The organism is Rhizobium sp. B21/90 (genome assembly GCF_019355815.1).
GTDB lineage: Bacteria > Pseudomonadota > Alphaproteobacteria > Rhizobiales > Rhizobiaceae > Rhizobium > Rhizobium rhododendri.
In genome coordinates, this window is record NZ_CP072162.1 from 697,883 (window position 1) to 723,344 (window position 25,462).

The 25,462-nt window shown below is 59.1% G+C and carries 24 protein-coding genes and 1 tRNA gene; 7 read left to right on the forward strand and 18 right to left on the reverse strand.

Annotation, left to right across the window (positions count from 1 at the left end):
* Nucleotides 1-1,033: 1,033 nt before the first annotated feature.
* On the forward strand, nucleotides 1,034-1,705 hold the full coding sequence (locus J5278_RS03330) for a hypothetical protein (RefSeq protein ID WP_209186968.1): 672 nt from the start codon (nucleotides 1,034-1,036) through the stop codon (nucleotides 1,703-1,705).
* Between the two features lie 13 nt (nucleotides 1,706-1,718).
* Here J5278_RS03330 and J5278_RS03335 read toward each other — a convergent pair whose 3' ends face one another.
* The 3 genes from J5278_RS03335 to J5278_RS03345 all read right to left on the reverse strand — a co-directional run bounded on the left by J5278_RS03335 (nucleotide 1,719) and on the right by J5278_RS03345 (nucleotide 3,323).
* Nucleotides 1,719-2,402, reverse strand: coding sequence for a recombinase family protein (locus J5278_RS03335; RefSeq protein ID WP_219258307.1), 684 nt, complete (start codon nucleotides 2,400-2,402; stop codon nucleotides 1,719-1,721).
* 124 nt (nucleotides 2,403-2,526) lie between these two features.
* Nucleotides 2,527-2,997, reverse strand: coding sequence for a hypothetical protein (locus tag J5278_RS03340; protein WP_209186966.1), 471 nt, complete (start codon nucleotides 2,995-2,997; stop codon nucleotides 2,527-2,529).
* 155 nt (nucleotides 2,998-3,152) lie between these two features.
* Nucleotides 3,153-3,323 carry a hypothetical protein gene (locus tag J5278_RS03345; RefSeq protein ID WP_209186965.1) on the reverse strand — a complete coding sequence of 57 codons (171 nt, stop codon included), beginning with the start codon at nucleotides 3,321-3,323 and terminating at the stop codon, nucleotides 3,153-3,155.
* Between the two features lie 397 nt (nucleotides 3,324-3,720).
* Here J5278_RS03345 and J5278_RS03350 point away from each other — a divergent pair, with 397 nt between their 5' ends.
* Nucleotides 3,721-4,800 carry an IS630 family transposase gene (locus J5278_RS03350; RefSeq protein ID WP_111223089.1) on the forward strand — a complete coding sequence of 360 codons (1,080 nt, stop codon included), beginning with the start codon at nucleotides 3,721-3,723 and terminating at the stop codon, nucleotides 4,798-4,800.
* Here J5278_RS03350 and J5278_RS03355 read toward each other — a convergent pair.
* On the reverse strand, nucleotides 4,797-5,513 hold the full coding sequence (locus J5278_RS03355) for a hypothetical protein (RefSeq protein WP_209187037.1): 717 nt from the start codon (nucleotides 5,511-5,513) through the stop codon (nucleotides 4,797-4,799). The genes J5278_RS03350 and J5278_RS03355 overlap by 4 nt on opposite strands.
* Nucleotides 5,514-5,756: 243 nt before the next feature.
* On the opposite strand from J5278_RS03355, the gene J5278_RS03360 reads away from it, so the two are divergent.
* The gene (locus J5278_RS03360; RefSeq protein ID WP_209187036.1) at nucleotides 5,757-6,800 is read left to right on the forward strand and encodes a hypothetical protein; all 1,044 of its coding nucleotides are present in this window, start codon (nucleotides 5,757-5,759) and stop codon (nucleotides 6,798-6,800) included.
* 449 nt (nucleotides 6,801-7,249) lie between these two features.
* Complete coding sequence (locus J5278_RS03365; RefSeq protein WP_142832635.1) at nucleotides 7,250-7,495, forward strand: DUF6429 family protein; 246 nt, start codon at nucleotides 7,250-7,252, stop codon at nucleotides 7,493-7,495.
* On the opposite strand, the gene J5278_RS03370 is transcribed toward J5278_RS03365, so the two are convergent.
* From J5278_RS03370 to J5278_RS03395, 6 genes are all read right to left on the reverse strand, one after another.
* Nucleotides 7,464-9,107 (reverse strand): IS66 family transposase, encoded by a 1,644-nt coding sequence (locus J5278_RS03370; protein ID WP_209187034.1) that lies wholly within the window; start codon nucleotides 9,105-9,107, stop codon nucleotides 7,464-7,466. The two genes, J5278_RS03365 and J5278_RS03370, sit on opposite strands and share 32 nt — an antisense overlap.
* Nucleotides 9,108-9,154: 47 nt before the next feature.
* Nucleotides 9,155-9,505 (reverse strand): IS66 family insertion sequence element accessory protein TnpB, encoded by a 351-nt coding sequence (gene tnpB, locus J5278_RS03375; RefSeq protein WP_143122947.1) that lies wholly within the window; start codon nucleotides 9,503-9,505, stop codon nucleotides 9,155-9,157.
* Nucleotides 9,502-9,933, reverse strand: a complete 432-nt coding sequence (locus J5278_RS03380) for a transposase (RefSeq protein ID WP_142832636.1) — start codon at nucleotides 9,931-9,933, stop codon at nucleotides 9,502-9,504. Before J5278_RS03380 ends, tnpB begins: the two co-directional genes overlap by 4 nt.
* A gap of 23 nt (nucleotides 9,934-9,956) precedes the next feature.
* Nucleotides 9,957-11,051, reverse strand: a complete 1,095-nt coding sequence (locus J5278_RS03385; RefSeq protein ID WP_209185118.1) for a tyrosine-type recombinase/integrase — start codon at nucleotides 11,049-11,051, stop codon at nucleotides 9,957-9,959.
* 90 nt (nucleotides 11,052-11,141) lie between these two features.
* A tRNA-Leu gene (locus J5278_RS03390) sits at nucleotides 11,142-11,226 on the reverse strand.
* A 138-nt stretch (nucleotides 11,227-11,364) separates the two neighbouring features.
* Nucleotides 11,365-12,663, reverse strand: coding sequence for an MFS transporter (locus J5278_RS03395; RefSeq protein WP_209185066.1), 1,299 nt, complete (start codon nucleotides 12,661-12,663; stop codon nucleotides 11,365-11,367).
* 188 nt (nucleotides 12,664-12,851) lie between these two features.
* Between J5278_RS03395 and J5278_RS03400 the strand changes: the two genes are divergently transcribed.
* Nucleotides 12,852-13,421 (forward strand): TetR/AcrR family transcriptional regulator, encoded by a 570-nt coding sequence (locus tag J5278_RS03400; protein WP_209185065.1) that lies wholly within the window; start codon nucleotides 12,852-12,854, stop codon nucleotides 13,419-13,421.
* Between the two features lie 16 nt (nucleotides 13,422-13,437).
* Here the strand turns inward: J5278_RS03400 and J5278_RS03405 are convergent, their stop codons facing one another.
* The 5 genes from J5278_RS03405 to J5278_RS03425 form a co-directional block, all read right to left on the reverse strand.
* Entirely contained in the window at nucleotides 13,438-14,229 is a 792-nt protein-coding gene (locus J5278_RS03405) for a class I SAM-dependent methyltransferase (protein ID WP_209185120.1), read from the reverse strand.
* Nucleotides 14,230-14,456: 227 nt separating this feature from the next.
* The gene (locus J5278_RS03410) at nucleotides 14,457-15,437 is read right to left on the reverse strand and encodes an aldo/keto reductase (protein ID WP_209185064.1); all 981 of its coding nucleotides are present in this window, start codon (nucleotides 15,435-15,437) and stop codon (nucleotides 14,457-14,459) included.
* 122 nt (nucleotides 15,438-15,559) lie between these two features.
* Nucleotides 15,560-16,102: a GNAT family N-acetyltransferase gene (locus J5278_RS03415; protein ID WP_209185063.1), complete on the reverse strand. Its 543-nt coding sequence runs from the start codon at nucleotides 16,100-16,102 to the stop codon at nucleotides 15,560-15,562.
* Nucleotides 16,103-16,218: 116 nt separating this feature from the next.
* Nucleotides 16,219-17,223, reverse strand: a complete 1,005-nt coding sequence (locus J5278_RS03420) for a hypothetical protein (protein ID WP_209185062.1) — start codon at nucleotides 17,221-17,223, stop codon at nucleotides 16,219-16,221.
* Between the two features lie 309 nt (nucleotides 17,224-17,532).
* Nucleotides 17,533-17,994, reverse strand: a complete 462-nt coding sequence (locus tag J5278_RS03425) for a MarR family winged helix-turn-helix transcriptional regulator (RefSeq protein ID WP_209185061.1) — start codon at nucleotides 17,992-17,994, stop codon at nucleotides 17,533-17,535.
* A 125-nt stretch (nucleotides 17,995-18,119) separates the two neighbouring features.
* Here J5278_RS03425 and J5278_RS03430 point away from each other — a divergent pair, with 125 nt between their 5' ends.
* Entirely contained in the window at nucleotides 18,120-18,497 is a 378-nt protein-coding gene (locus J5278_RS03430) for a nuclear transport factor 2 family protein (protein ID WP_209185060.1), read from the forward strand.
* Between the two features lie 29 nt (nucleotides 18,498-18,526).
* Here the strand turns inward: J5278_RS03430 and J5278_RS03435 are convergent, their stop codons facing one another.
* From J5278_RS03435 to secA, 3 genes are all read right to left on the reverse strand, one after another.
* Entirely contained in the window at nucleotides 18,527-19,801 is a 1,275-nt protein-coding gene (locus J5278_RS03435; protein WP_374108255.1) for a GNAT family N-acetyltransferase, read from the reverse strand.
* Entirely contained in the window at nucleotides 19,801-21,216 is a 1,416-nt protein-coding gene (locus J5278_RS03440) for a lipopolysaccharide biosynthesis protein (protein WP_209185059.1), read from the reverse strand. Before J5278_RS03440 ends, J5278_RS03435 begins: the two co-directional genes overlap by 1 nt.
* A 192-nt stretch (nucleotides 21,217-21,408) precedes the next feature.
* Nucleotides 21,409-24,141 carry a preprotein translocase subunit SecA gene (gene secA, locus J5278_RS03445; protein ID WP_142824811.1) on the reverse strand — a complete coding sequence of 911 codons (2,733 nt, stop codon included), beginning with the start codon at nucleotides 24,139-24,141 and terminating at the stop codon, nucleotides 21,409-21,411.
* 245 nt (nucleotides 24,142-24,386) lie between these two features.
* Between secA and J5278_RS03450 the strand changes: the two genes are divergently transcribed.
* Nucleotides 24,387-25,307, forward strand: a complete 921-nt coding sequence (locus J5278_RS03450) for a peptidylprolyl isomerase (protein ID WP_209185058.1) — start codon at nucleotides 24,387-24,389, stop codon at nucleotides 25,305-25,307.
* The last annotated feature ends 155 nt before the right edge of the window (nucleotides 25,308-25,462 follow it).

Sequence of the window (25,462 nt, forward strand, 5' to 3'; positions counted from 1 at the left end):
ATATGGCGGCACAACATGTACCCGTCAACAAGGAAATTCAACGAAATCATGCACTTGGTAGACGTAATCTGGTGTGGCTGCAGGTGGTTCAAAGGCTTGCCGGGCAAACTGGGACAATCTTGAGACAATCTTTTTTCGGATGAAGGCGACGGAGGAATGCAATAGATGTGGCGAGGGTTGCCTCACGTGCCTTTCCTTGTGCATCAATGCCGTGCGAACTTTGACAGACCCACCCCTATTGAACGGCTTTGACATGATGCGTTTGAGGAAGATCTTTTCGGTAGCCGCCGTGAGCTTTGGTCTGTTGGTTTGTTGGTGCCTATGTGACCAGTTCTGGGCGCTGACCCACACGACATGGCGTCCCACGGTTTCCGCACCGCTGTCCCCAGATGAAATACATAGGATGGGGGCGGTTGATGCTGTAGAGGACTATTGCAATACAGCGACTGACCTCACAGCAAAGGGCGAAAGCCTTAGGCGGAGATTTGTAGAAAACCGCAGTGATGCCGCCACAGCCGCCCTCAAGGAAGCCAAAGAAAGCTTCAGAAACGTAGACTGCAATCAGCTGTTAATTAGATTTGAGGACATGATGCAGCGTGTGGAATTCTGAAAGCGCCCCCAACCATTGGCTACTCCGCCCCCTCCCTAATCCTCTTGGCCACCTTAGCTACCGTCATGCGACTGACCCCGTCATGGCCTGCACGTCGGTCCAGCTCTTGCCACCCTTTTAGCAACTCCGCGACGTGGGCGTTTCGTCGGGTGTCTTCTGCCTTGCCTTGTCAGCAAGCGCTTTCAAAGAGGCCTCAAACCGGCTGAGAGAAGCGCTGCGGTAGACTATCTAAGCCTTGAGGTTGGTCTGCCACGGGCGAAGATTGTGAGGTGGGAGGACAAGTTGCACAACCTTGAGGCGTTTTTTACTTGTAGTTAGGAACTGCCGGGATAGACTGCTCCTGAGCATGATGCTCCCTGAGCGCTTTTCGACGCTGCCGATGTATGTGGACGAGGAAGGCTTGTTTCTGTGGGGGAACATCGCGTGACATCTATTTCAGCTATCGCCAGCAGCGCAATCTCGGTTCTTTTCAGTTCGCCTACCGCACAAGCTACGGACGTGACGCCTGCGTCTCAGACCCAGCCGGTAGCGGCAACCGGCCACACCGACGATGCTATGAAGACGGGTGGCGCTATCGGTAAGATCATCGAGATCGTCTCTGGGATGAGCCAATCCGACAAGCTTTTTGATATGAAAAATGCTCAAAGGGCCTACGCCGCGGATGGAGAGTACAGCGAGACTTTGACGGGAACCGGTACGGTCGCCACTGAAGCCGAGATGATGAAAAGCGCAATCGCACAGGCCACGGAGGCCGCAAGTGGAACAGGTCCGCAGGCTGACCGAGGGAAGGCCTTCTTAGCGGCGGCGGCGAGTGGTGGCATTCAGAAAACAGACATGGCAACAATGGGCGTCACGTCCACTATGACTGAGACTGACTATTACTATGCCGACGGACGTCAAAAGGGCGGAAGCGGTAGTTGGAATACCCAAGGAATGGATCAATTTCTAGAAAAGAACGTCACGATCAAAGACGGTATCATGTACAACAAGGCGGGAGACTACGCGAGTATCTCGCAGAACGGCGCGGAATTCATATTCAATGTTTGGCCAAAGGGCTCAAGTTCGAACGCATTGCCCCGGCCCACCTCGGCATAGCGGACGTACGCATTTAGGCCTCCCGAGTGGCCATGAGATACCCACGGCCACGCTCGATCACCCGAGACACCTGTGTCGCTGTCCATACGCCGCCACGGGAGGTCTTGACGCCGGTACTGTTGAGCGATGCTGCGATTTGGGCGAGGGTGGCCCCGCCGTCACGCATGGGCCCTATGGTCGTCATGAGCTTCTTGGCCTCTCCTGCAGCCTTGTCCTGAATTGCCTCGTTGCGCTTCATGGTCTTGTCGCGGAGACCGCCAAGCTTCGAGCCCCGGGTCTTGGCCACGGCCAGTGCCGCCTTGGTACGTGCTGAGATGAAGTCGCGTTCCATTTCCGCCATGACCGCATACATGTGGAGCATTGCCTTGTCGGTCCTCGGGAGATTGGCGACAGCGAACTTCACCCGCTTGTCTTCCATGAGCGTGGCGATGCGGGCAACCTTTCGGCTGAGCCTGTCGAGCTTAGCCACCAGCAATACAGCGCCGGTCTTCCTGCATAGGTTTAGTGCCTTTTGAAGCTCTAGCCGGTCGTCGTTTGTGCCGCTCTCGATGTCCTTAAAGCTGCCTTTGACCTCGTAGGGCATGTCGCTGTAGTTCTTCAGGTAAACGTCAATGTCGAGGTCTTGAGCCTCCAGCCCAAGGCCGCTTTGTCCCTGACGTGCTGTCGAAACCCGTGTGTAACGAACATATTGAAGCATTTGTCTTAATAGACCCGTTGTGCATGTAACTAGCACTAATCGGTCGTTTATCTAATGTCAACGTTCGTTGTGAGTGTTAACTGGTGATAAGGCCAGCTTTAGAAGACGTCGCCGGGGAGAGCATTCAGTGAATGCCCATCACCTCGCTAAAACGTGCCGCAATCAAATCCCCTGCCGCATTGATGATTGTCCCGCCGATGATCAGTGTCCCTTCGACACCGCGCCGAAACACCTTATGCGCTATCAGCGTCCATGCCGCGATTGTCCTGTACTTTTCGAGCGCCGGCTTTGAGGAGGGTTGCTCATCAGCATGTAAGTCGGCGAAGTTGGCCTCTATCGCGGAGCCAACATTGCCGGTCAGGTTCCACACTTCTTCGGCCACCACATAAAGGAAAGCAATGCCTTGGATCAGGGAGCCTGCGCGGGGCAATGGCGAGAAAGCAGTGGATGTGCAGTACGACCAAGCGGTGGCGCAAACGATGCTCGATAGGGCAAGGGCGAGGAAGGGTGCCAACAGCAGGGCGATAAAGAGGAAGAAAACCTGCCCCATGATGAAGAGGTTCATTCCGTTGATTGGATTGTTCAGCTTGGTCATTGACAGGCCACCAGCGAGGAACGGTGGGTGCAGGTATATGCCAACACCCTAATAGGCTTTGGCCGTTCGGAAGAGTTGTTTGTCTTAGTCTGGGAGAAACTTTCTCGAAGGCGGGGGACTACCTGTGCCCGGTGGCACTTTGCGTCTCCTGAATATTACTCGTTTGTTTCCTGGAGGCGAGCAATGTGAATGAGTAGCGCGTCAATCCGACCTTGGGTTTCAGCCCGTGGGATCTCCCGGTCATTAATCTTGACTATGCCCTCTAACAAACCCTCTTCGTGCTTCAGCGTCTGTTGCAAAAAAGTAATCAGCTCGTCATATTTCATAGGTTATCCCTCAATCTCCAATTGAGGTGCAGTATCGATGATGCAACGAGCAGCGGCAAGGCTAAAACGGGGATTTTCTATGAGTACATTCGTGTTAATCGTTATGGTCACGATGGGACCAACACTAGTTTACTCCGGCAAAGTCGCTACCTACTCCGACAAGGACAAGTGCGAAACGGCTTGCGCGGCTGCGTTTGGTGAGTGGCTGGAGGTGTGAATAGGGATTACTAGTGCGTTCCCGTCGAGAAGCTGAAGATGTAATACTCAACTGATCAAGTGCTGGCAGCTGATCTGCCGCTTCCTTCAGCAGCTTCCCGCTCTCTCGCTAGTGGTTACCGCCTGACATAAGAGTCCTGTATGGGATTCCATTTGCTTGGTTGGCATGCGAGTCTGGCGCATGCGCACAGGAATATCGTTCACCGTTTCGCCAACAGATCACCAACGCCTGATGGCCTTGACCAGGGATCGCAATGCGCCCCAAAAGCACGTCTGGCGGGCCGAGATCATCCTGCTGAGTGCCGATGGCGTCGGGACTGTCGAGATTATGCGCCAGACCGGCAAATCGAAGACCTGCGTATGGCGCTGGCAAGAGCGCTTCGCCACAGAAGGCGTCGAGGGTCTCCTGCGCGACAAGACGCGGCCGTCGCGTATTGTGCGGCTCGGACCCGATGTCGCCGAGCGTGTGGTGGCCCTGACGCTGGCTGATCCGCCGGGCGAGACGACGCACTGGACGGCCGACATGATGGCGACGGCCGCCGGCATCAGCGCCAGCGCAGTCAGGCGTATCTGGAAAGCGCATGGCCTCGCACCTCATCGGTGGCGGCAGTTCAAATTGTCCAACGACCCGAAATTCGTCGACAAGCTGCGAGACGTTGTCGGCCTCTATGTTGATCCGCCAGCCCACGCCGTCGTGTTGTCGGTCGATGAGAAAAGCCAAATCCAGGCGCTCGACCGCACCCAGCCGGGCCTGCCGATGAAGAAGGGTCGGCTCGGCACCATGACCCACGACTACAAGCGGCACGGCACAACCACGCTGTTTGCCGCCCTCAACGTGCTCGACGGCACCGTCATCGGTCGCAACATGCAGCGTCATCGTCATCAGGAGTTCATCCGCTTCCTCAACGCCATTAACGCCCAGGTGCCGGACGACAAGGCCGTCCACGTCATCCTCGACAACTATGCTGCCCACAAGCATCCCAAGGTGAGAGCCTGGCTCGACCGTCACGAGCGTTTCACCTTCCACTTCACTCCGACTTCAAGCTCATGGCTCAACGCGGTGGAGGGTTTCTTCGCCAGGCTGTCGAAGCGGCGTCTGAAACGCGGCGTTTTCCATTCCGTCGTCGATCTCCAGGCCGCCATCAACCGTTTCCTCGTTGAGCACAACAAAAAGCCAAAGCCCTTCACTTGGACCGCCGATCCCGACAAAATCATCGCCGCCGTTAAACGCGGGCACCAAGCGTTAGATTCCATCCACTAGTTCCCCGGCCAGTGCGATTGTTCCGTGGGCAGGTAACGCTTCCTCCAATGGTTCAGCGCCTGCCGATACCTGACCGCCACGGCGGCCACTGCTCCGCTGTCCTCTTGGGCGAAAGTAACCACGACATCCGCAGCATACGCAAGATGCTGAGCAAGCTCTTCAAGGAGTGCCCGCAGACGAGTTTGATCAGGGAAAGGTCCAATTTGAGTAAGGTTGTCGGGCGATATTAACGAAAAGCCATCGGGAGATGGGTGCGCACCGTATGTCGAGAGGAGTGCATAGGCTTTAGCCCTGCGCTGATCTTTGTAGCCGTCAAGAGCGTCCAGTCGCTCCCGCACCTTAACCGGCTTGAAGTCCCTCTTCCGAACCTTTTCAGGTGAGGAATGCCATCTGGTCAAGCTGTCTCTGTCGCGGTTGAACAAATCCATGAGGAAGTAGACCTCAATGAGATCACGAACCATGGTGAGGCAGGGCTGAAAATAGCCACAGCGCAACAGACGCAGCGCTGCCGCACCGCTGTTGAAGCACCGTATCGACAGACGAAGCATTGTTAGCTCGTCGCTGTCTCTTTCCCGCAAAGCCTCAGGTAGACGCGAGAGGCAATCGAGGGCGGCGTTAATCATCGATAGGTGGTCCCGTAGGTCCACGTTTGCGGCGATGATGGCATCATGCTGTGCAACGATGGGTGTTTCGTCAAGGAGGTAGTCTAGCATCAAGCGCACCTTCGAGGAACAGGAGGTTCAACTGATGCCGCCTTGTACCCCGGTGGCCCTATTAGTTTCGAGGGGGGGCACCGGGGGTTCGCCGCGTGATCCACCAGTATCATGCCATTCAGGAAATTTGCGGCAAAAATTTCGGGCTGTGTTCGGAATATTGTTGGCGCTCTCATTCATACCTTGACCATGTTCCCGCTTGGTTCCAGTGATGGCGTGAGATGGGCTTCGTGTGAGGCGGGTATGTTCAAAAGGAAGACGGTTCTTGTGGTCGGGGCCGGCGCAAGCAGCGAAATGGGATTGCCCGTGGGTGATCAACTCAAGGCGGTGCTTAGTAGCAAACTCGACCTACGCTTTGAAAATGGATACGACTTGTCACGGGGTGACAGGGGCATCTTGGGTGCAATCCGAGCTATTGTCGAGCAGCGCGGGGAACGGGATATTAATCCGCTGTGTACTGCCGGACGCGTGATAGCCGCTGCTATGCCGCAGGCGATTTCGATAGACAACTTTCTGCATACCCACTCCGACGATCCAGACATTGTGCTCGCTGGTAAGCTTGGTATCGCAGCCTCAATTCTGGAAGCCGAGAACAAAAGCACAATCCAATTGCAAGAGCGGAATGGGGGCATCGAATTCGCGACCTATCCAAACATTTGGCTCAACACGTTCTGCAAGATGATATGCGAGGGTTTGAGGAAGACAGACCTTGAAACGATGTTTGAGAATGTCAGCATAGTCACGTTCAACTATGACCGTTGCATCGAACACTATCTGTCCCACTGGATAGCGAACTACATGCAGATACCGCTGGATGTGGCTCAGCTGCTAACGAACAAGCTAACCGTCATCCACCCTTATGGGCAGGTTGGGAAACTCCCATGGCAGCCGGGGCCGCAACCTTCAGTCAACTATGGCGACCTTCACAGGTCTCAGGACCTCGGAAAATACGCTGCTCAGATACGGACATTCACAGAAAGAGTTGAGGACGAGGCGATGCTGTCGCGAATGCGTGGCTTGATTAGCGAGGCTCAGCGCATCGTCTACCTTGGCTTCTCTTATGGTGACATGAATATGCAACTGCTGCGCCTTGAGCAGGAAGGGCCATTCAAAGCCGCCTTCGGTACGACTTACAATATGTCAGCGTCGAATACCGAAGCTGTCATACAGCGTATTTCCGTTTCCCTCAGTTTGCCGGGGCAGTCCAGCCTGTTGCTCGATCGGTATTTCGGAACTCTTACAGCCAACCAATTGCTCAATGACTACTGGTATACATTGGTTGAGTGACGCACTATCTGCGCTGTTAGGGCCTTTGAACGCCTTCTTGTCGTTTACGCCTTCTGTGCGTTCTTGGACGGTAGCAGCAACCTCATTGCTTCTGTTGTCGCCACGAGCCTAGCCTCTTTCGAACCATACCGGTTCGCCTCGCCGGTTACACTGTGACCCAGTATGATGTGCCTATCATGCTCGCTGATGCCTGCGACGATCATCCTGTCCTGTAGCGTGTGGCGCAAGGAGTGCACGGTCACCTTAGGATCCTTCACGACTTTCCTAAGGTTCTTCATCAGTGCCGCACTGGCGACGTTGCCACCACCCGGCTTGCCATACTTACTGAAGACTGCCTCGGTACTACCCGAACGACCATCAAGAGCCTCACGGGCGGCATCAAGCGCATCGCCGTATCCATCCGAGGTGAACCGCAGGATTTTTGCTTTTGCGCGTGGTAAATTGGCGGGATGGAGATCGACGAAGGCAAAATCGACGATGCTGTGCTGGCGCTGCTATGGCTGACGCTTCACAACGAGCGTTGCGCCTGGAAGGGTTTTGACTGGGCTACGACGGATCGGTTGCATCAGAAAGGCTTGATTGGCGATCCGGTGAACAAGTCGAAGTCGCTGGTGCTGACGGATGAGGGTCTACGCCGATCGGAAGAGCTTTTCCGGCAGTTATTTACGCAGCAACCGCAATCTCCGCCGCCTTGATCCTCTTCCATTCCCATGGCAACAATTCGTGCAGGCGGGAGACGGGCAGATCGGCGATGCGAGCCAGCACGTCCGCCAGCCAGGCCTTCGGATCGATATCGTTGAGACGGGCCGTGGTGATAAGGGTCAGCATGATGGCAGCCCGGTCTGCGCCGCGATCGGACCCGGCGAAGTTCCAGTTTTTCCTTCCGCAAGCCACGCCGCGCAGAGCTCTTTCCGCCGCGTTGTTCGTCATGCAGATCCTGCCGTCATCGGCGTATCTGGCAAAGTCCTGCCAGCGCGACAGCATGTAGTTGATCGGCTCAAGCACCGGTGAGGATCGCGACAAACCTTCGCGCTCCTGCCGCAACCAGGTCTCCAGCTCTTCGAGCAGCGGTTTGCTCATTTCCTGGCGCACGGCAAGTCGCTCACCGGCGCTCTGGCCGTTAATGTCGCGCTCGATGTCAAACAGCGCATCGATACGCTTGACCGCCTCCAACGCCGTCGCAGAGACAGGCTTTGCCCCTTTGCCCCGCCGGGCACTTCGCGAGACATCTGCCAACTCGAAGAACTTTCGGCGCGCGTGGGCAAAACAGAAGGCCGGCGTCACCGGGATCTGTTTCTTGGTCCGATCGAAGAGCGGATTGAAGCCATTGTAGCAATCAGCCTGCAGGATACCGGTGAACTCGGCCAGGTGTCGTTGCGGATGCTCACCCCGCCTATCACTGGAGGCGTAGAAGACGGCCGCCGGCGGTGATAGCCCACCAAACGGCCTGTCGTCGCAAACGTAGGTCCATATGCGCCCCGTCGTGCATTGGCCCTTGGCGAGGATCGGGATGGTGGTGTCGTCGCCGTGCAACCGCTCGGCCGCAAACACATGGGTCTCAATGAGATCGAACAGCGGTGTGACGGCGGCGCTGACGTAGCCAACCTGGTCGGCAAGCGTCTGGGTGGACAGATCGATCCCTTCACTGCGAAAGCGACGGCTCTGGCGGTTGAGCGGCTGATGCTCAGAGAATTTGTCGAAGACGATGGTGGCGAGTAGCTTGGGGCCGAGAAAGCCACGTGGCGTTGCATGGAAGGGTGCGGGCGATTGGCTGATGCAGCCGCAGTCCCGGCACGTGAACTTCTCCCGCACGGTCTCGACGACCTTGAAGCGGCGCGGGATCTCCTCCAGCGTCTCGGTGGTGTCCTCACCGAGCTTCGACAGGCGTTCGCTGCCGCAGTGATCGCAGGCACTGGGCGCGTCGATGACGACGCGCTCGCGCTCGATAGTCTCTGGCCAAGGCTTGCGCACTGGCCGCTTGCGGGTGAAGGCACGCACGACTTGGGTTTTGGCGGCAGACACTTGTGAAGCGAGCTCGTCCTCGGTGGCATCGGCAACCAGCTCCTCGAGTTGCAATTCCATCTGGTCGATCAGCCGCTGGGTGCGCTCCCGGCTTGGACCGTGTTTGTCGCGTTCCAGCTTGGCGATCAGCAATTGCAGATGGGCGTTGAGCGCCTCGATGCTGGAAAGTTTTGCCTTGGCGCTGGTGGCTTCCGCCTCGGCCCGCAACCGTGCCTCGCGTTCTATCAGCAGCGCGGCGTGGGCGCTGGCAAGATCGTCAGGAAAGGAAAGCGGTGGTAACGACATGCCAGAATAAGAGCATATTTCTTCAACAAATTCAATGATGAAGAAACTCAAACGCGTGTTGGACGCCAAGTTTCCTGAGGAGCTCGCCAGTCAATTCCAGAGAGCAAATAGGAAAGCTGCGCCGGTGTGATCGCCACCGCGCCACCCTGCACATTCGGCCAGATAAACCGGCCGCGTTCTAATTTTTTCGTGAACAGGCATGCGCCCTGGCCATCATGCCAGATCAACTTTATCAGGTCACCGCGGCGGCCCCTGAAGCAGAACAAATGACCGCCCAGCGGATCATGCTTTAAAACTTCCTGCACCCGAAGGGCCAAGGATGGAAAGCCACACCGCATGTCGGTATGTCCGGTCGACAGCCACACCTTGATCTCCGCCCCCATCGGAAACGGATTCATCGCAATGTCTCCAAACCACGCATGATCCGTAGCAAAACGTCCACATCGATATCCTGGCCCATGATCACACGCCGGCCGTTCGCACTCACCACCTCTATGCGACCCCGGTCGGTGATGGGAGACGGCACCGCGACAGTTTCCGCAGGAGGCGTGCTCGCAAAAACAGGCTCGGCAGCAACGACAATCGCCGGAACAAACTCGTTCGTCGAGCGGTGGACAAGGCGTCCTTCCCGCACGGCCCTGCGCCAGGCATTCAACTGCCAACGCGTGATCCCGTGACGCTGCGCCGTGACTGTTACCTGCCGCGGGCCAGCATAACTCTCAGCCACGATCGCCAGCTTCGCTTCATCCGTGAAACGCCGCCGACGCCCGCTATCGACAATCTCCATCCGGCTGAAACGCCCCGAGTGATCGCTTGTGATGTCCATGAAAGCACCGTCTATATTGCCGTCTATATAGACAGAGCATCCACACGATCACTCAAATCCGCAATCCGGTTCAGCTCGGATGCGTACGCATCGCCGACAAGCGGGACCAGCCGAACGCTAGACTTGTTCTTCAGTCGCCTGATGCGGTTGAACCGTAGATCGAGGTGCGGTGTGTCGCCATCAAGAGCTATGTCGTGAACCTCAAGGCCCGAGGCCTCGCTCAAGCGCATCCCCGTGCCCTCAAGTAAGCGCCAAATCAGCTTCAATTCGGATCCGGCGTGATCGAGAATGTAGGCCCGCGTTGCCTTGAGTTGTGCCTTCGTGAAAGGGCTACGCTCGTCGCGGTCGGTTTCGTTGTCAGCCTTCAACCCTTTGATGTCGATCTTCACGAAAGGATTGATCGCTTGACGTTCAAGCTCAAACTCTGTGATGCCGAAATTGATGATAGCACGGATGTCGTTGCAATATCGGTCAACCGTTTCAGGTTTCGCCCCGGAAGCTAGCATTTCCGCAACGACCTCGCGGGCGTGGGTGCGTGTCATGTCGGTGAGCTTGGGGTCTTTGCCAAGGGCAGTAGTAACAAACCCGCTGACGCGCCCGTTCCTCAGGCGCTTTCGATGTTCATCCGGTTTGCCCTCGATTTTTGTTGTCACGTATAGGCGGGAGGCATCCATGAATGTTGCCACAGGGGGCTTCACGTTCCCAACGCTCGTAAGCATCCGTATGGCAACACTATCAGCAGTGTCATTGACGACCCAGTGATCAGCCAGCAAGTCGGCTTGCGTGACTTCCCCGGGCTCGCTGTAGAGCGGTTCGGTCGGGTCAATAGAAACGGCCTTGAGACGCGCCAAAGCCTCCCTGTAGTTATCCATGGCTGTTTTGGGGCTATTTCCAAGTGTCGTAAGGTTGATCTCAGGAAGCTTGGCTGCTGCCAACAATCTTTCGACTTGCTCGTGAAATGCTGAATATCCGCGTATTGCCTGTGCTTCTGAGAAGCCAAGAACTTTCTTGATCTCGAATTTCCCCACCCTCTCGCGGAGAGCCTTGGGAACTTGTCTGCGATATTCGTAACTGCCGGTCTTCGTTCTGGTGACGTATCTCAAGCGAACGGTCTTCATAGATTGGTCCTCGATCAGTACCTTGCTCAGTACCCGTAGGACGAATTAGCTCAACGATTTCAATGTTTCCAGTCGGTCTCGGCTGGTCTGTGGTGCCCCATGCCGGAGTCGAACCAGCACTTCTTGCGAAACTCGATTTTGAGTCGAGCGCGTCTACCAATTCCGCCAATGGGGCAACGGATACCGACGAGGCGGGTCTCTAACATGCGAGTGGGCGCAGGCGCAAGACGGCGTGGGGGCTCGTCGGCAATTTCCGTCGGTGGGCGTTTGCCGGCGGGCCTTGCGGGCCCGGGTAAACGTTGGCTCGTGTGTGTCAGTGGGCAGCGGCTGTGCGGCGAAGCGTGATGCCGGGTTTGCTCAGCGTGATTGCCAGGATTGCGGCCAGCAGGCAGAAGGCGCCGGCGACGAAGAATGCCGGCAGGTAGCTGTCGAGTTCGGTGCGCGACAGGCCGGCGCCGAAGGCGGCAGTGGCAGCACCCAGCTGGTGGCCGGTGAAGACCCAGCCGAACACCATGCCGGCCTTTTCCGGGCCAAAGCGGTCGGCGGCGATCTTGACCGTCGGCGGCACGGTGGCGATCCAGTCCAGCCCGTAGAAGACCGCGAAGATCGACAGGCCGTAGAAGCCGAACTGGCTGAACGGCAGGAACAGCAGGGCGAGGCCGCGCAGGCCGTAGTACCAGAACAGCAGCCAGCGATTGTCGAAGCGGTCGGACAGCCAGCCCGAGCCGATCGTGCCGAAGAAATCGAAAATCCCCATGACGGCCAGCACGCTGGCGGCTGCGACAGGCAGGATGCCGTAATCGCCGCAGAGGGTGACGAAATGCGTCTGGATCAGCCCATTGGTGCTGAGCCCGCAGATGAAAAAGGTGGTGAACAGGATCCAGAAGGTCGAGCTCCGCGAGACTTCCTTCAGCACCAGCAGCGGCGACATCAGCATGGCAGCCAGGCTCCTGTCGATCTTCGGGACGGGCGTCACCTTGTCCTCGCCGAAGACGGGCAGGCCAAGGTCGGCCGGGCGGTCGCGCATCAGCGCCATGACGACCAGGGCCGCGACGGCGAGCATGGCGCAGACGAAGACGACGGTGGTGCGCCAGCCATAGCGCTGGGTCAGCTCCGCCATCAGCGGCAGGAAGACCAGCTGGCCGGTGGCGGAGCTTGCCGACAGCATGCCGACCACGAGGCCGCGATTTTTGCTGAACCAGCGGGCCGAGACCGTGGCGGCCAGCACCATCGCCGTCAGCCCCGTGCCGAAGCCGACGATGATCCCCCAGAAGAGCAGCAGCTGCCAGAGTTGCGTCATGTAGAGCGAGCCGATGAAGCCGATGGCGACGGTGACGAGCGCGAAAATGATGACATTGCGCACGCCGAAGCGGTTCATGAAGGCGGCGGCAAAGGGGCCCATCAGCCCGAACAGCAGAAGGCGGATGGCCAGCGCCGAGGAAATCGACGATGTGCTCCAGCCGAATTCGTCCTGCAGCGGCTTGATGAGGACGCCCGGTGCGCCCATGGCGCCGGCGGTCACCAGCATGGTGAGGAAGGTGGCGCCCACCACCACCCATCCGTAATGGATGTTGCGGCGTGCAAGCGTCGAGGCTAGGGCAGTGGACACCATGGGACTGTTCCAGTGATCGGGTGGTCGAAGCGTTTGCGGCGCGACCGTGTCTGCGACTATTTCACCCGTCTCCGAGGCAAAGTCCAGCAAGCCTGCGACCTGCGCTTTACATGACGGGCATCATGTATCTTGCATTGATGATGGTCGTCATGTAAATTGTCAAGCAACGATTTTAATGAGGCAGGCCGATGCGCGTGAGCCGCGAAAAATTTGCTGAAAACCGGGCCTTGATCCTGGAGGCTGCCTGCGACCTGTTTCGAGAGAAGGGTTTCGACGGGATCGGCGTTGCCGATATCATGAAGGCTGCGGGGCTGACCCATGGCGGTTTCTACGGGCACTTCGAATCGAAGGAGAAGCTGGCCTTCGAGGCAAGCAGGATACTGGTCGAAAAGACCCGGGATCGCTGGCGGCAGATCGTCGAGAAGGCAGAGGGCGATCCGCTGGAGGCTTTGCTGCAACATTACCTGTCGCGCCGCAATCTGCAGAGCCGCGCCTGCGTCTTCGCCTCGTTGACGCAGGAGGTCAGCCGCCAGGGCGCCGGCTTGCAATCGACCTTTTCAGGCGGCCTGACGGATCTGGTCGATGTGCTGGCCGAGATCGTTGCAGGCGAGACGCCAGAGGCGCGTCGCGCAAATGCGCTGAGCACGCTTGCAGCGATGATGGGTGCGGTCATCCTGGCGCGCACCATGGACGACGGGGCGATGGCCGACGAGTTTCTGGCGGCTACCCACCGGCAACTGTCACGCCAGCAGGTCTAGTTGTTGCTCCCGCCGGTCAATCGCGAAAGGCGAGCAGGGCGGTCGATTCGACGATCTCGGTAAATTTGCCATCGGGTGCAGCCTCCGTCAGCGCGGTACGCGCCGCTGCCTCGAAGGCACCGGCTTTTTCGCCAAGCGCCTGGGGCGAGGTGGTGGACATGGAAAGAGCGCGGCCGACGAGATCGTCGATGCCGATGTTGCGCTCACGGATGATACCGATGCTCTTGAGATTGTTGAAGGTGGAGCGGAGCAGGATGCTTTCGTGCCGCGGCCATTCGCTGCTCTGCCGGATGGCGCTGTCGGCGCTGCGCTCCGGCGAGAATTTTTCGGCAAGCTGCTGGATGATCTTGCGGCCGTCCGGGACCATGGCGAGATGGGTGGCGTGGAACAGCACGACCGCGCCGCCCGGCACGATCAGCCGGTCGAGCGCTTCCAGCGTCGCAGGTCGATCCATCCAGTGGAAGGAGCGGCCCATCACCGCAAGCTTGAGGGGACCGATATCCGGGCCGAGGTCGTAGGAAGAGCCCTGCTGCACGGTCATCTCGACGCCGGCTTCCCGGGCGCCTTCTGTCGCAGCAGACAGCATTTCCGGCTCCGGATCCATCGCCGTCACCCTGGCGCCCAGGTGAGCAAAGGCGATGCCGAGCTGGGCCGGTCCGCAGCCGAGATCGAGCAGCGGATCTCCGATCTGCAGGCCGCAACGGTTGGCGACGCGGGCAATCAGCGTGTCCGGATAGGGAACGCGGTAGCGCAGGTAATACTCGGCCGTGGACTGGAAGCGGCGGGCCTCGAAGGGGACGGTGGACATGGGGAGATCCTTGGATGCCGGGACAAGACGTGACGATCCACTATAGCCGATCGCCATCTGGCGTTTCATGACATCTGCCCTCGAGCGGGCAGGTGGCCTTTGCCGGAGAGACCTTACCTCGGGCTAAGCCAATGATTTCTTGCCATGCCCCGTTCATCCAATCTAGCTGAGTTGGAAATCGCCAGCGAAGCCGACGCAGGAGCAAGCGCGGCCCTCTCGAAGAAATCTCAGGCGAACCCGGCAATACCGCGCGGCACATATGGAGCCTCCAGTGTAGCGATTTCTTCTGCCGTCAGCTTCACCGAAAGGGCGGCCACGGCGTCCGTCAGATGGTGCGGTTTGGATGCGCCGACGATGGGCGCGGTGACTGCGCTCTTCTGGGCGATCCAGGCGATGCCGATCTGGGCGCGGGAGACGCCACGTGCCTTGGCGAGTGCGCCGACGGCATCGATGATCTGCCTGTCGCTCTCGACTGCCTGGTTATAGAGCGTCTTGCCGAACTGGTCGCTCTCCTGGCGGGACGTGCTCTCGTTCCAGTCGCGGGTGAGGCGGCCGCGCGCCAGCGGGCTCCAGGGGATGACGGCGATTTTCTGGTCCTCGCAGAAGGGCAGCATCTCGCGCTCCTCCTCGCGGTAGAGCAGGTTGAGGTGATCTTGCATGCTGACAAACTGGGTCCAGCCGTGCAGCCGCGAGGTGTATACCGCTTTGGCGAATTCCCAGGCGTGCATCGAGGAGGCGCCGATATAACGGGCCTTGCCGGCCTTCACCACATCGTGCAGCGCCTCCAGCGTTTCCTCGATGGGCGTGGCATGGTCGAAACGGTGGATCTGGTAGAGATCGACGTAATCGGTGCCGAGCCGGCGCAGACTGTTGTCGATCTCGTCGAAGATCGCCTTGCGCGACAGGCCGGCGCCGTTCGGGCCCGGACGCATGCGGTTGAACACCTTTGTCGCCAGCACGATGTCCTCGCGCCGGGAGAAATCCTTGATCGCGCGTCCGACAATCTCTTCCGAACTGCCGTCCGAATAGGCGTTGGCCGTATCCCAGAAATTGATCCCGAGCTCGACGGCCTGGCGCAGCAGCGGACGGCTCCCCTCCTCGCTCAGCGTCCACGCATGGTTGCCCCGGTCCGGCTCGCCATAGGTCATGCAGCCGAGACAGATGCGCGATACCTCGAGGCCGGTCGGGCCGAATTTGACATAGTCCATGGCTTTGCTCCTGCGGTGCTTGTACGGGCCCGACGATCTGGCGGCAGGCCAACGTTGCTGCAAAAGCTAGGCCGTAGGGCTGCCAGGGGATAGTGCGGTCACGCAGAATTGAGGGGAAGGCATCAGGACCGTGACCATGCATAGAGCCACGCATCCGCAGGCTTGCCGGTCGATCCGAGCAGAAGTCCGCCTAGAAGCAGCTTGATGCGACGAAGACCTATCTTTTCGAGAACGCGGAGGCTGGCAAGGTGGTCCGTGGCGCAGGAGGTGGACACTTCGGTCAGAGAAGAGCGATCGACGACCCAATCCATGATCGCAATCCCGGCCTCCGTTGCCAGCCCCTGGCCCCAGAAGGCAGGTCCGATGCCGTAGTGTATTTCGGCATCTCCGCTATCGACGAAAAGGTAAAATAGTCCGATGGCCCTCTTGCAATCATGGGGGATAACGCTCCAGCCGAAGCGACGCGTTGCCGCCCAGTTATTCTCTCCGCAGGCATCAATGATGGACACTGTATGAGCTTGTGAGCGATGCGCCTTGCGTTGCAGATATCGAGATGCCTCTGCTCTTCCCGTATATTCCTCAAACAGCGAGCCGGCGTCCTCGGCGCGGGCACCTCGCAATGTCAAACGCGGTGTCACAAACGTCAGCGGCGGAGTTTCTGCCATCGTCAAGGGTTCCAGACAGGGTAAGGCCAATCGCGGCTTCTCAGCCCAAGAAAAGCGAATGTTTCAGGCGATGCGACGGGGAACAAGAGGCGGTGGCGGCGCTAGCAGCTTGTTGCCTAATTGTGACCCTTTTTTACGAGTTCGGATTGGAAGAAACGAACCAGCTCGGAATTTAGATCTTGCTGAAATGCGAGGCGGTCAAACCCCGGTAAATCGGAACATATTTCGGGATTTTTTGCCTGCATTGCAGCGCTGCAGGGGCGAAGGAAGGAATAGTGTCTGGCGTTCTCGACCTCACGTGTCTGTAGAACATCAGGCATATGTTCTATCAGGTAATGCACATTGGTTGAAAACGGCACGAACTCATCGTTGCTGCCTCCCCAAAGTTCGACGGGCGGCTTCATTTTCTGCAGCGATGATGCCTCAAACGCGAAGCTGTAGCCCGGCGATACGAGAAAAGCCGCCTTGATTCGGGAGTCGTGGTGCCAAGTCGAGTTTGGCATTGCTGCAGCTTTGGGCCCCGACAGAAAAGCTGCGCCACCCTGTGTGCAGACGGGCTCGGTAGGATCGGCAGTGCAATGCTGCGAGAAGAGTGTCCAATTCGGCACGCCGCCGAGTTCAACAAGGCCCGTGAAGCCGCCCGCTGAAAAGCCGTAGAATCCTATTTTTGACTCGTCGAGATGATCTTTGCCGCTCCAACCATTCAACAAATAATCAATAACGCGGCTGGTGACCACGGGGCGGCTTGTCAGCTTCCGAATAACTTTGTCGCTGCTGTCCTTGTAATTATCTCCGGGATAGGTCAGCGACACGGCGAGCATACCCTGTTGGGCGAGTAATTGTGCCGTTTCGGATCTGTCTCCGAACCATCCCGCGCTACCATGCGAGAAAATCACCACCGGCAAACCGCTGCCATCGATCTCTCCATCAAGTGCAGCGTTCTGAGCGATCATGCCGACAGTGATCGGACCTGCCAAAGATGTGCTGGGATACCAAATACCGATTTCGATGGGTCGTCCGGCATCGTCAGGAATAGAAAGATATTGAAAGCAAATGGCATAGCATGGAGATGCGAGCAAACCGGCAATCGTGGCAAAGAGGATCAGCAAGAACGCACGCATTTGCTCCTCCCGAGCGATTGAATTCACATCGTGCCGAGAGACGCGACAAGAAGGAAGATCTGTCTGAAACAATTTTTGGTTATTGCAATTTATCGCGTTTAGACGAGGTCGATCTCTACTGCCGCCGTCTCAAGCTTACGCTGGTGCGCGCGCAGCAAACGTTCCGGCGTCAAATCTCTTCTCCCTCCCTCAACTAGTCTTGCTGCAGGGGCGTGCGGCTAGCTTGACCTTCGCTGCGACAACAAGCCGGCTCGCCGGGTCGCGCATGCCTTCACCCAGGACTTTCAACGCAAAGCACTCCACCTGTACCTACGATGTCCCCGAAGGTGGTTCGTGGTTGGTGATTTGGTTCAGGTTTTCGATGAGCCGGGTCAGCAGGTGGACGAATTGTGCTGTTTCAGCCGGGGTGAAGCCGGCCAGCGCCTCGCGGTTTCCCTGAAACAGCGTCTCGATGGCTGCGGGCATCCGCTTTTGCGCGTCGCTCGTCAGCACGATGTGGCTGCTCCGCCCGTCCGCCGGGTCGCGGGTGCGTTCGATCAAGCCATCGCGCTCCATACGGGCCAGCATCTGCGCCATGGGCGGTTGTTCGATCCTCGCGAAGCGGGCGAGGTCACGCTGGGTATGCGCCTTGCCATCCCGCAGCGCGACCAGTACCGGCAAATGGCCGACGCCAAAGCCCAGCGGTTTCAGCCGGGTTTCGCTCAGCCGCGCAAAGGCGCGTGCCGCAAGGCCGATGAGATGCCCCGGCGTCGACAATACTTTTTCATCCATGTCGTTGATTTCCTGACCTTGCTTGACCCAGATAAATATGCACGTATATATCTCCTTAGTGGGCTGTCGGCAATATCGATTGACGAGCCCTGCGAGCACTTCAAACCGTTCCGGGGGAAATGACGATGTCAGACAACAACGCCGACCTGATCAGGGGCCTTTACGATCGTTTCAACGCCCGGGATATCGACGGTGTCCTTGGCAAGCTTGCCGGGAACGTTGCCTGGGCCAACGGCATGAATGGGGGTCACGTCCACGGTCACGAGGGACTGCGCGCCTATTGGACAGCCCAATGGGCCGTCGTCAGCCCGCATGTCGAGCCCTTGAAATTTTCGGAGCAGGAAAATGGTGCTGTTGCAGTCGAGGTGATCCAGTCGGTGTTCGATCTCGACGGCCAGCCGCTCCAGGGGCAAACGCATGGGCTCAGGGACAAGACTGTAATGCACATTTTCCGGATCGAAAGCGGCAAGGTAATCCGCTTCGATATTCAGGACGATGTTTGAGCGGTTTATGACGTCGCCGCGCCCGCCGCCTACCGCCGTGTCAGCGACAAAATCCGGTCGCGCAGGGCCTTGGCCATGTTGCGGGTGCTGCGATACATGTGCAATTGAGCGGCGGCTTGGCGGACGTCACGGTCGCTGTTCTGGGTGAGGCCGATGACCAGCGTGCCCATCTCTTCGCGTTCCCGCCAGAAGCGGCTCATGATCGGATGATCGGCGACGGCGCAGGAGTCGGAGCGGACGGTGTTGGGGTCGTCCAGCTGAAATTCGGTGAGCTCGCCCATCAGCAGCTTGCCGGGCGAATAACGCGCATAGCTTTCGTCGAACGCGGTTTTCCATGTGTAGGCCTCGCCGCCCATCATCAGCACGATCATCGAGGCAATGGCCTTGCCGTCGAGGTCAATGGTATGGATCCGGACAGCGTCGACGCTAGCGAGATTGGAGATCGCCTCGCGGGCAAAGGCCGCGTGGTGGCGGTCGAGCACCATGGCGCTGCGCTTCTTGCCCTTCCAGCCGCCGGCTTCCAGAGCCATGAATTCTTCCATCCGACGGTGGATATCGGACGGTTGGCGGGCGACGTTGTAGACGAGTTCGCCGAGGCTTTCGAGTTGCCGCCACTGACGGCGCATTTCCCGCAAGTGAGCGGGTGAAATCGCCGCCGCCAGATAATCCAGCGCGTCCTCGGTGCTTTGCAGCATCGGACGCTCATAGGCGTTGGCAACGGTGACCGGCAGGTTGCGGCCGATGGCAACCGCCTTCGCCAGGCGGACAAAGGGTCCGTTCAGCCTGACGTCTGGCAGCACCAGTGTGGTCGGCAGCTGCAGCGCGTGCTGGAGCAGGCCTTCGAACAGGTTGTCGAGCGTCTCCGCCGCCTCTTCTCCATCCACCAGCGGCGTGCCGAGCGGGCCGAAATTGTTGGCCCAGACGCGGATGATCGACGGACCGACGGCAAAGCCCGGCTTGTCGACGGAAAACGGCATGAGCAAGCGCATCCTGCTGCTCGTGCCCTTGTTGTCGCGAATGAGCGCCATCCGGATCTGCCGTTCATCGATGCGAGGCATGGCTGGCGCCAGGAAACGGGCCGAGAAAAAGACGTTCGGCTCCATGGCGCGGTTGGAGAGGAAATCGAGCTCGTCCTGCAGGTCGTAGCCAAGCTTAGCCGGATAAAGACATAGTTCGCGGCCGGGGCGGCCAACATCGGTGCGGGCGTCCGGGCGCGGCAGGTTGTCGAAGTGCAACGAGGCGAGCTCGTGCATCATCGGATTGACCTTGCCGTCGGTGACATCGTTGAGCGGGGGACGCGCCATCAGGGGAATGCCTTCACAATCATTGTTCTGGTTGGTCGGGCAAAGGCGAACAGTACGATACCGAGCTTCCAGCGAACCGCCAGATGCAGCAATACAGCCTCGACGCCCATGGCCGAGGCCGTAGCGATGGCCGCGCCCTCGATTCCGAGGCGCGGTATTAGTCCCACATTGAGACAGACATTTGCGGCCAGCGCAATGCCGTAAAGCGCAGCACACAGGCGTTGATGGCCTGCCATCATCAGAAGCACCTCGCCGGGCCCAACCAGCGCCTTGGCGAGAATGCCGGCGAACAGGATCGCCATGACGACCTGGCCTGCCGTAAACGCCGTGCCGAACAGCGACAGCAACTCGCTGCCGGCTGCCAGCACACAAAGACCGACGATCAGCGCCGGCCAGAATGCCCAGCGGGTGGCCTCCGTGGCAAAGGCGGCAAGCTTCGCCTTGTCGCCCTCTGCGATGATCGCCGAAAACCTGGGGCCGGCCGCGGCCTTGACGGAGAAATAGACGAAATGCACCAGCGCCATGGTCTTTGCCGCGGCAAAGTAGATCGCGACCTGCTCTGGCTCGAGGAACAGGCCGACGACGATGACATCGGAATTGGTGAGGAGATAGCCGACGCCCTCGATCAGGAAGATCGGAAAGGCGACCGCCATCCAGGCCGAAAAGCGGATTTCCCGGGGGCCGGCCGGAACATGGCGGCGCAGGCGGATGGTGACGGCGAGGTATTGACCGACCGTGGTGACGAAGGTGGCGGCGAGCGCTGCCTCGGCGGCCGTCACGGCGCTGTGGGGTGCGCCCAGAAGGACGCCGCCGACCATGAAGACTAGGATCAGCGTCGGGCGGACGAGGAAGGTCGGGCTGAGCGCCATGACGGGCCAGTGATTGGCGCGCGACGTGCCGTCGAGGACGTCGCCGAGCGCGATCAGCGGCATGATCAGCAATCCAAGGAAAAGCGGGATGGCGTAATAGGGCGCAATCGAGCCGGCGCCGAAGTGCAGCGCGATCATGCCGGCCAGTGCCAATCCCCCGGCCGATGCCAGCGCAAAGCGGCGCGCCGTGCTGGTGAGGCCGCGGATCAGCGCATCGTCGCCCGAGACCTTGTACTGCGGGAGAAAGCGGATGACAGCGGTGTGGAAGCCGATGCAGGAGAGGTTGCCGGCGATCACCACCAGCACCCAGACAAAAACGAAGATCCCGTATTCGAACTCGCCCATGATGCGGGCAAGGATGATCTGCGAGACGAAGGCGAGCGCGGCGCTCAGAATGCGGATGACGAAGGCGACCATCGCCATGCGGCGGGAGGCATCTTTTTCGCCACGGCCGGACAGAACAGCAGCAAGCTGCTGGAGCGCCGAGGACAATCTTGTCCGCACGTCCACAGGCAGCATTTTTTCTGCTGTTTCAACGACAGGCATGATCACACGCAATACTCGGGATACCGTTTTAGACGATCATCATTCTCACCCTGACAGGGTTAAGAAACAGTGCAACAGGCCGACGTTTTCCCCAATTGCGTTGGTTTGGATGGGGCGAAAGCAAGGAAAGGTTGTGGCAAGAATTGAAACTGCCTCGATATGAAAATGCCGCCCGTGGGCGGCATTCCGGTGTCAGACGATGGTCGCCTCGTCCGACTGCGATTCGAAGGCGCCGTGGCAATGCTTGTACTTGCGCCCGGAGCCGCAAGGGCAGAGCTCGTTGCGGCCAACGCGGCCCCAAGTGGCAGGGTTGTCCGGATCGCGGTTTTCAGGCGGCACGACAACGTCTGTCGGCGGCTGCAGGCGGGCAAATTCGTCTTCTCCCGTCGTCGCGTCGATGTGATGGGCTTCCATCAGCATCGGTTCCGGCTCGCGTGGCTGCTGTACAAGCTCGACGCGCGACAGCTGTGCCGTGACTGCCTGGCGCAGGTTGTTGAGAAGCGACTGGAAAAGCTCGAACGATTCCGACTTGTATTCCTGCAGCGGGTCGCGCTGGGCATATCCGCGGAATCCGACGACCGAGCGCAGGTGGTCGAGATTGACGATATGCTCGCGCCACAGGCCATCCAGCGTCTGCAGGATGATCGAGCGTTCCACGTAGTGCATGATCTCGGGGCCGAAGCGCTCCGCCTTTTCGGCAGCAGCCTTGTCGGCGATCTCGATCAGGCGTTCGCGGATGTCGTCCTCGCCGATACCTTCTTCCTTGGCCCATTCCTCGACGGGCAGGTCCAGATCGAGCAGGTTGGCAATCTCGACCTTCAGGCCGGCCATGTCCCACTGCTCGGCATAAGCGCGCTCGGGGATGTGCTTGGCAACCAGCTCCTCGATGGCCTCGTGGCGCATGTCGGCGATGGTTTCGGAGATATTCGTCGCTTCCATCAGTTCGACGCGCTGTTCGAAGATCACCTTGCGCTGATCGTTGAGCACGTCGTCATACTTCAGGAGGTTCTTGCGGATGTCGAAGTTGCGGGCTTCGACCTTCTTCTGGGCGCGTTCCAGGGCCTTGTTGATCCAGGGGTGGACAATCGCCTCTCCCTCTTTCAGGCCGAGCTTCTGCAGCATGCCGTCCATCCGGTCGGAGCCGAAGATGCGCATCAGGTCGTCCTGGAGCGACAGGTAGAACTTCGAGCGGCCCGGGTCGCCCTGGCGGCCAGAGCGGCCGCGCAGCTGGTTGTCGATGCGACGGCTTTCGTGGCGTTCGGTAGCGATGACGTAGAGGCCGCCGGCGTCGATGGCCTTCTGCTTCAGGACCTTGATCTCCTCGGCGATGGCCTGGATGGCGGCGTCCTTTTCGGGGCCGGGCTCCATGTCGCCAAGCTCGCGCTCGACGCGCATCTCGAGGTTGCCGCCGAGCTGGATGTCGGTGCCGCGGCCAGCCATGTTGGTAGCGATCGTCACGCCGCCGGGAACGCCGGCCTGGGCGACGATATAGGCTTCCTGTTCATGGTAACGGGCGTTGAGGATGTGGAACTGGGTGAAGCCCTGGCTGCGCATCCGCTCGGCCAGCAGCTCCGACTTCTCGATCGACGTCGTGCCGACCAGCACCGGCTGGCCGCGCTTGTGCGCCTCGATGATATCGGCGGTGATGGCGTTGAACTTTTCCTCGAACGTCCGGTAGACCTCGTCGTCCTGGTCGATGCGCTTGATCGGCAGGTTGGTCGGGACTTCGATGACTTCGAGGTTGTAGATGTTGCCGAATTCCTCGGCTTCCGTCTGCGCCGTACCGGTCATGCCGGCGAGCTTGTCGTACATGCGGAAATAGTTCTGGAAGGTGATCTGCGCCAGCGTCTGGTTTTCAGGCTGGATCTTGACCCGTTCCTTGGCTTCGAGCGCCTGGTGCTGGCCGTCCGAATAGCGGCGGCCCGGCATCATGCGGCCGGTGAATTCGTCGATGATGACAACTTCGTCGTTGCGGACGATGTAGTCCTTGTCGCGGCTGAACAGCTTGTAGGCTTTCAGCGCATTGTTGATGTGGTGGACGATCGCCACGTTTTCGATGTCGTAAAGCGCATTGCCCTTCAGCAGGCCGGCTTCGCGAAGGAGATTTTCGAGCTTCTCTGTGCCGACTTCGGAGAAATTGGCCGAGCGCTGCTTCTCGTCGATTTCGTAGTCTTCTTCGGAGAGCTGCGGAATGAAGGCGTCGATGGTGGTGTAGAGGTCCGAGCGGTCGTCGAGCGGTCCGGAGATGATCAGCGGGGTGCGCGCTTCATCAACCAGAATCGAGTCGACTTCGTCGACGATGGCGTAATAATGTTCGCGCTGGACCATCTGGGCGCGCTCGTACTTCATGTTGTCGCGCAGATAGTCGAAGCCGAGCTCATTGTTGGTGGCGTAGGTGATGTCGCAGGCGTAAGCTTCCTTGCGTTCCTCATCCGACATGCCGTGAACGATCACGCCGGTGGTGAGGCCGAGGAAGCTGTAGAGCCGCGCCATGGTCGCGCTATCGCGCTGGGCGAGGTAGTCGTTGACGGTGACGACATGCACGCCCTTGCCGAGCAACGCATTCAGATAGACCGGCAACGTGCCGACGAGCGTCTTGCCTTCGCCCGTCTTCATCTCGGCGATGGCGTTGGAATGCAGGATCATGCCGCCGATCAGCTGGACGTCGAACGGGCGCATGCCGAGCACGCGGCGCGATGCTTCGCGGGCAACGGCGAATGCCGGAACGAGGAGATCATCGAGCGTCTTGCCATTTGCGAGTTGTTGGCGGAACTCCACCGTCTTGGCGGCAAGCTCTTCGTCGGACAGCTTGCGCATGCCCTCTTCGAGCGCGTTGATCGCCGCAACATTTGGCGTGAACACGCGGACACGCCGCTCGTTCGACGAGCCAAACAACTTTCGGGCAATTCCACCAAAGCTGACCATATGACTGGCCCTTTCTGAATTTACATCCCGCCGTTTCTGCAATCGCCGTCCCAAAAAAATCGGCCGATTGACCCGAAACGGCCGGAAACTGTTCTGGACGCAAGGTTGCGTGACAGATAAGAGGGGGGTCGATTGATGTCAACGGGATTGGCCGATACACAAAGGCCACATTCTGATGGTGAAGGCTACTTTCAGGCCGGATTCGCGCATGCTGAAGCCGGTGGGAACTTCAAAAGGGTAATTTCATGTCGCGATACCATAAACTTGCTGCAGCTGTCGCCTTTGCTGCGATCGTTGCTTTCCAGGCCCCGGCCTTTGCTGCAGACGCCGTCGTTGCCAAGGTAGGCGACCTCGAGATCCACCAGTCCGAACTCGACCTTGCCATCTCCAACCTCGACCCGCAGCTGGCCCAGTTGCCAGACGACCAGAAGAAGGTCGCCGCACTTTCGGCCGCCATCGACGTCAAGCTGCTGGCCAAGGATGCGCTTGCCGAGAAGCTGCAGGACACTCCTGACTTCAAGACCCGCATGGCCTATCTCCAGGACCGCGAACTGCATAATGCCTACTTCAAGAAGCACGTCGTCGACGTCGTGACGGATGCCGAAGTCAAGGCGCGCTACGACAAGGAAGTCGCTGCCCTGCCGAAGCAGGAAGAAGTGCACGCCCGCCACATCCTGGTGAAGACCGAGGACGAGGCCAAGGAAGTCATCAAGGAACTCGACGCCGGTAAGGATTTCGCTGAAGTGGCGAAGGAAAAGTCGACCGATCCGAACAAGTCGGACGGCGGCGATCTTGGCTATTTCCAGCGCGGCCGCATGGTCAAGGAATTTGACGACGCAGCCTTCTCGATGCCGGTCGGCACCTATTCGAAGACACCTGTGAAGACCGATTTCGGCTATCACGTCATCAAGGTTGAAGACAAGCGCGATGCGCCTCCTCCGCCCTTCGACCAGGTGAAGGACCAGGTCAAGCAGCTGGTCATGCGTGACAAGTATCTCGAACTGCTGAAGACTGCCAAGGCAGCTTCCAAGGTCGAGATCTCCGATCCGGCGCTGGCCAAGGCCTATGCCGATGCGGACAAGCAGCAGCAGCAGCCGGATGCGGCACCTGCCACTCCCGACGCACCTGCAGCTGATGCGCCGGCCGCTGACGCGCCCAAGCAGTAAGACACATACATTGCGATCAGGGCCCGGTTCATCCGGGCCCTGATTTTTGATGAAAGAGCGAAGCCGTGCTAACCTTCGTTCAAAGGGTGATTGTGACGGGAGTTCTCATTCCCTCACCCTCGCCCTCGTGGCGGGGATCCAGTGCGTTCACGTCC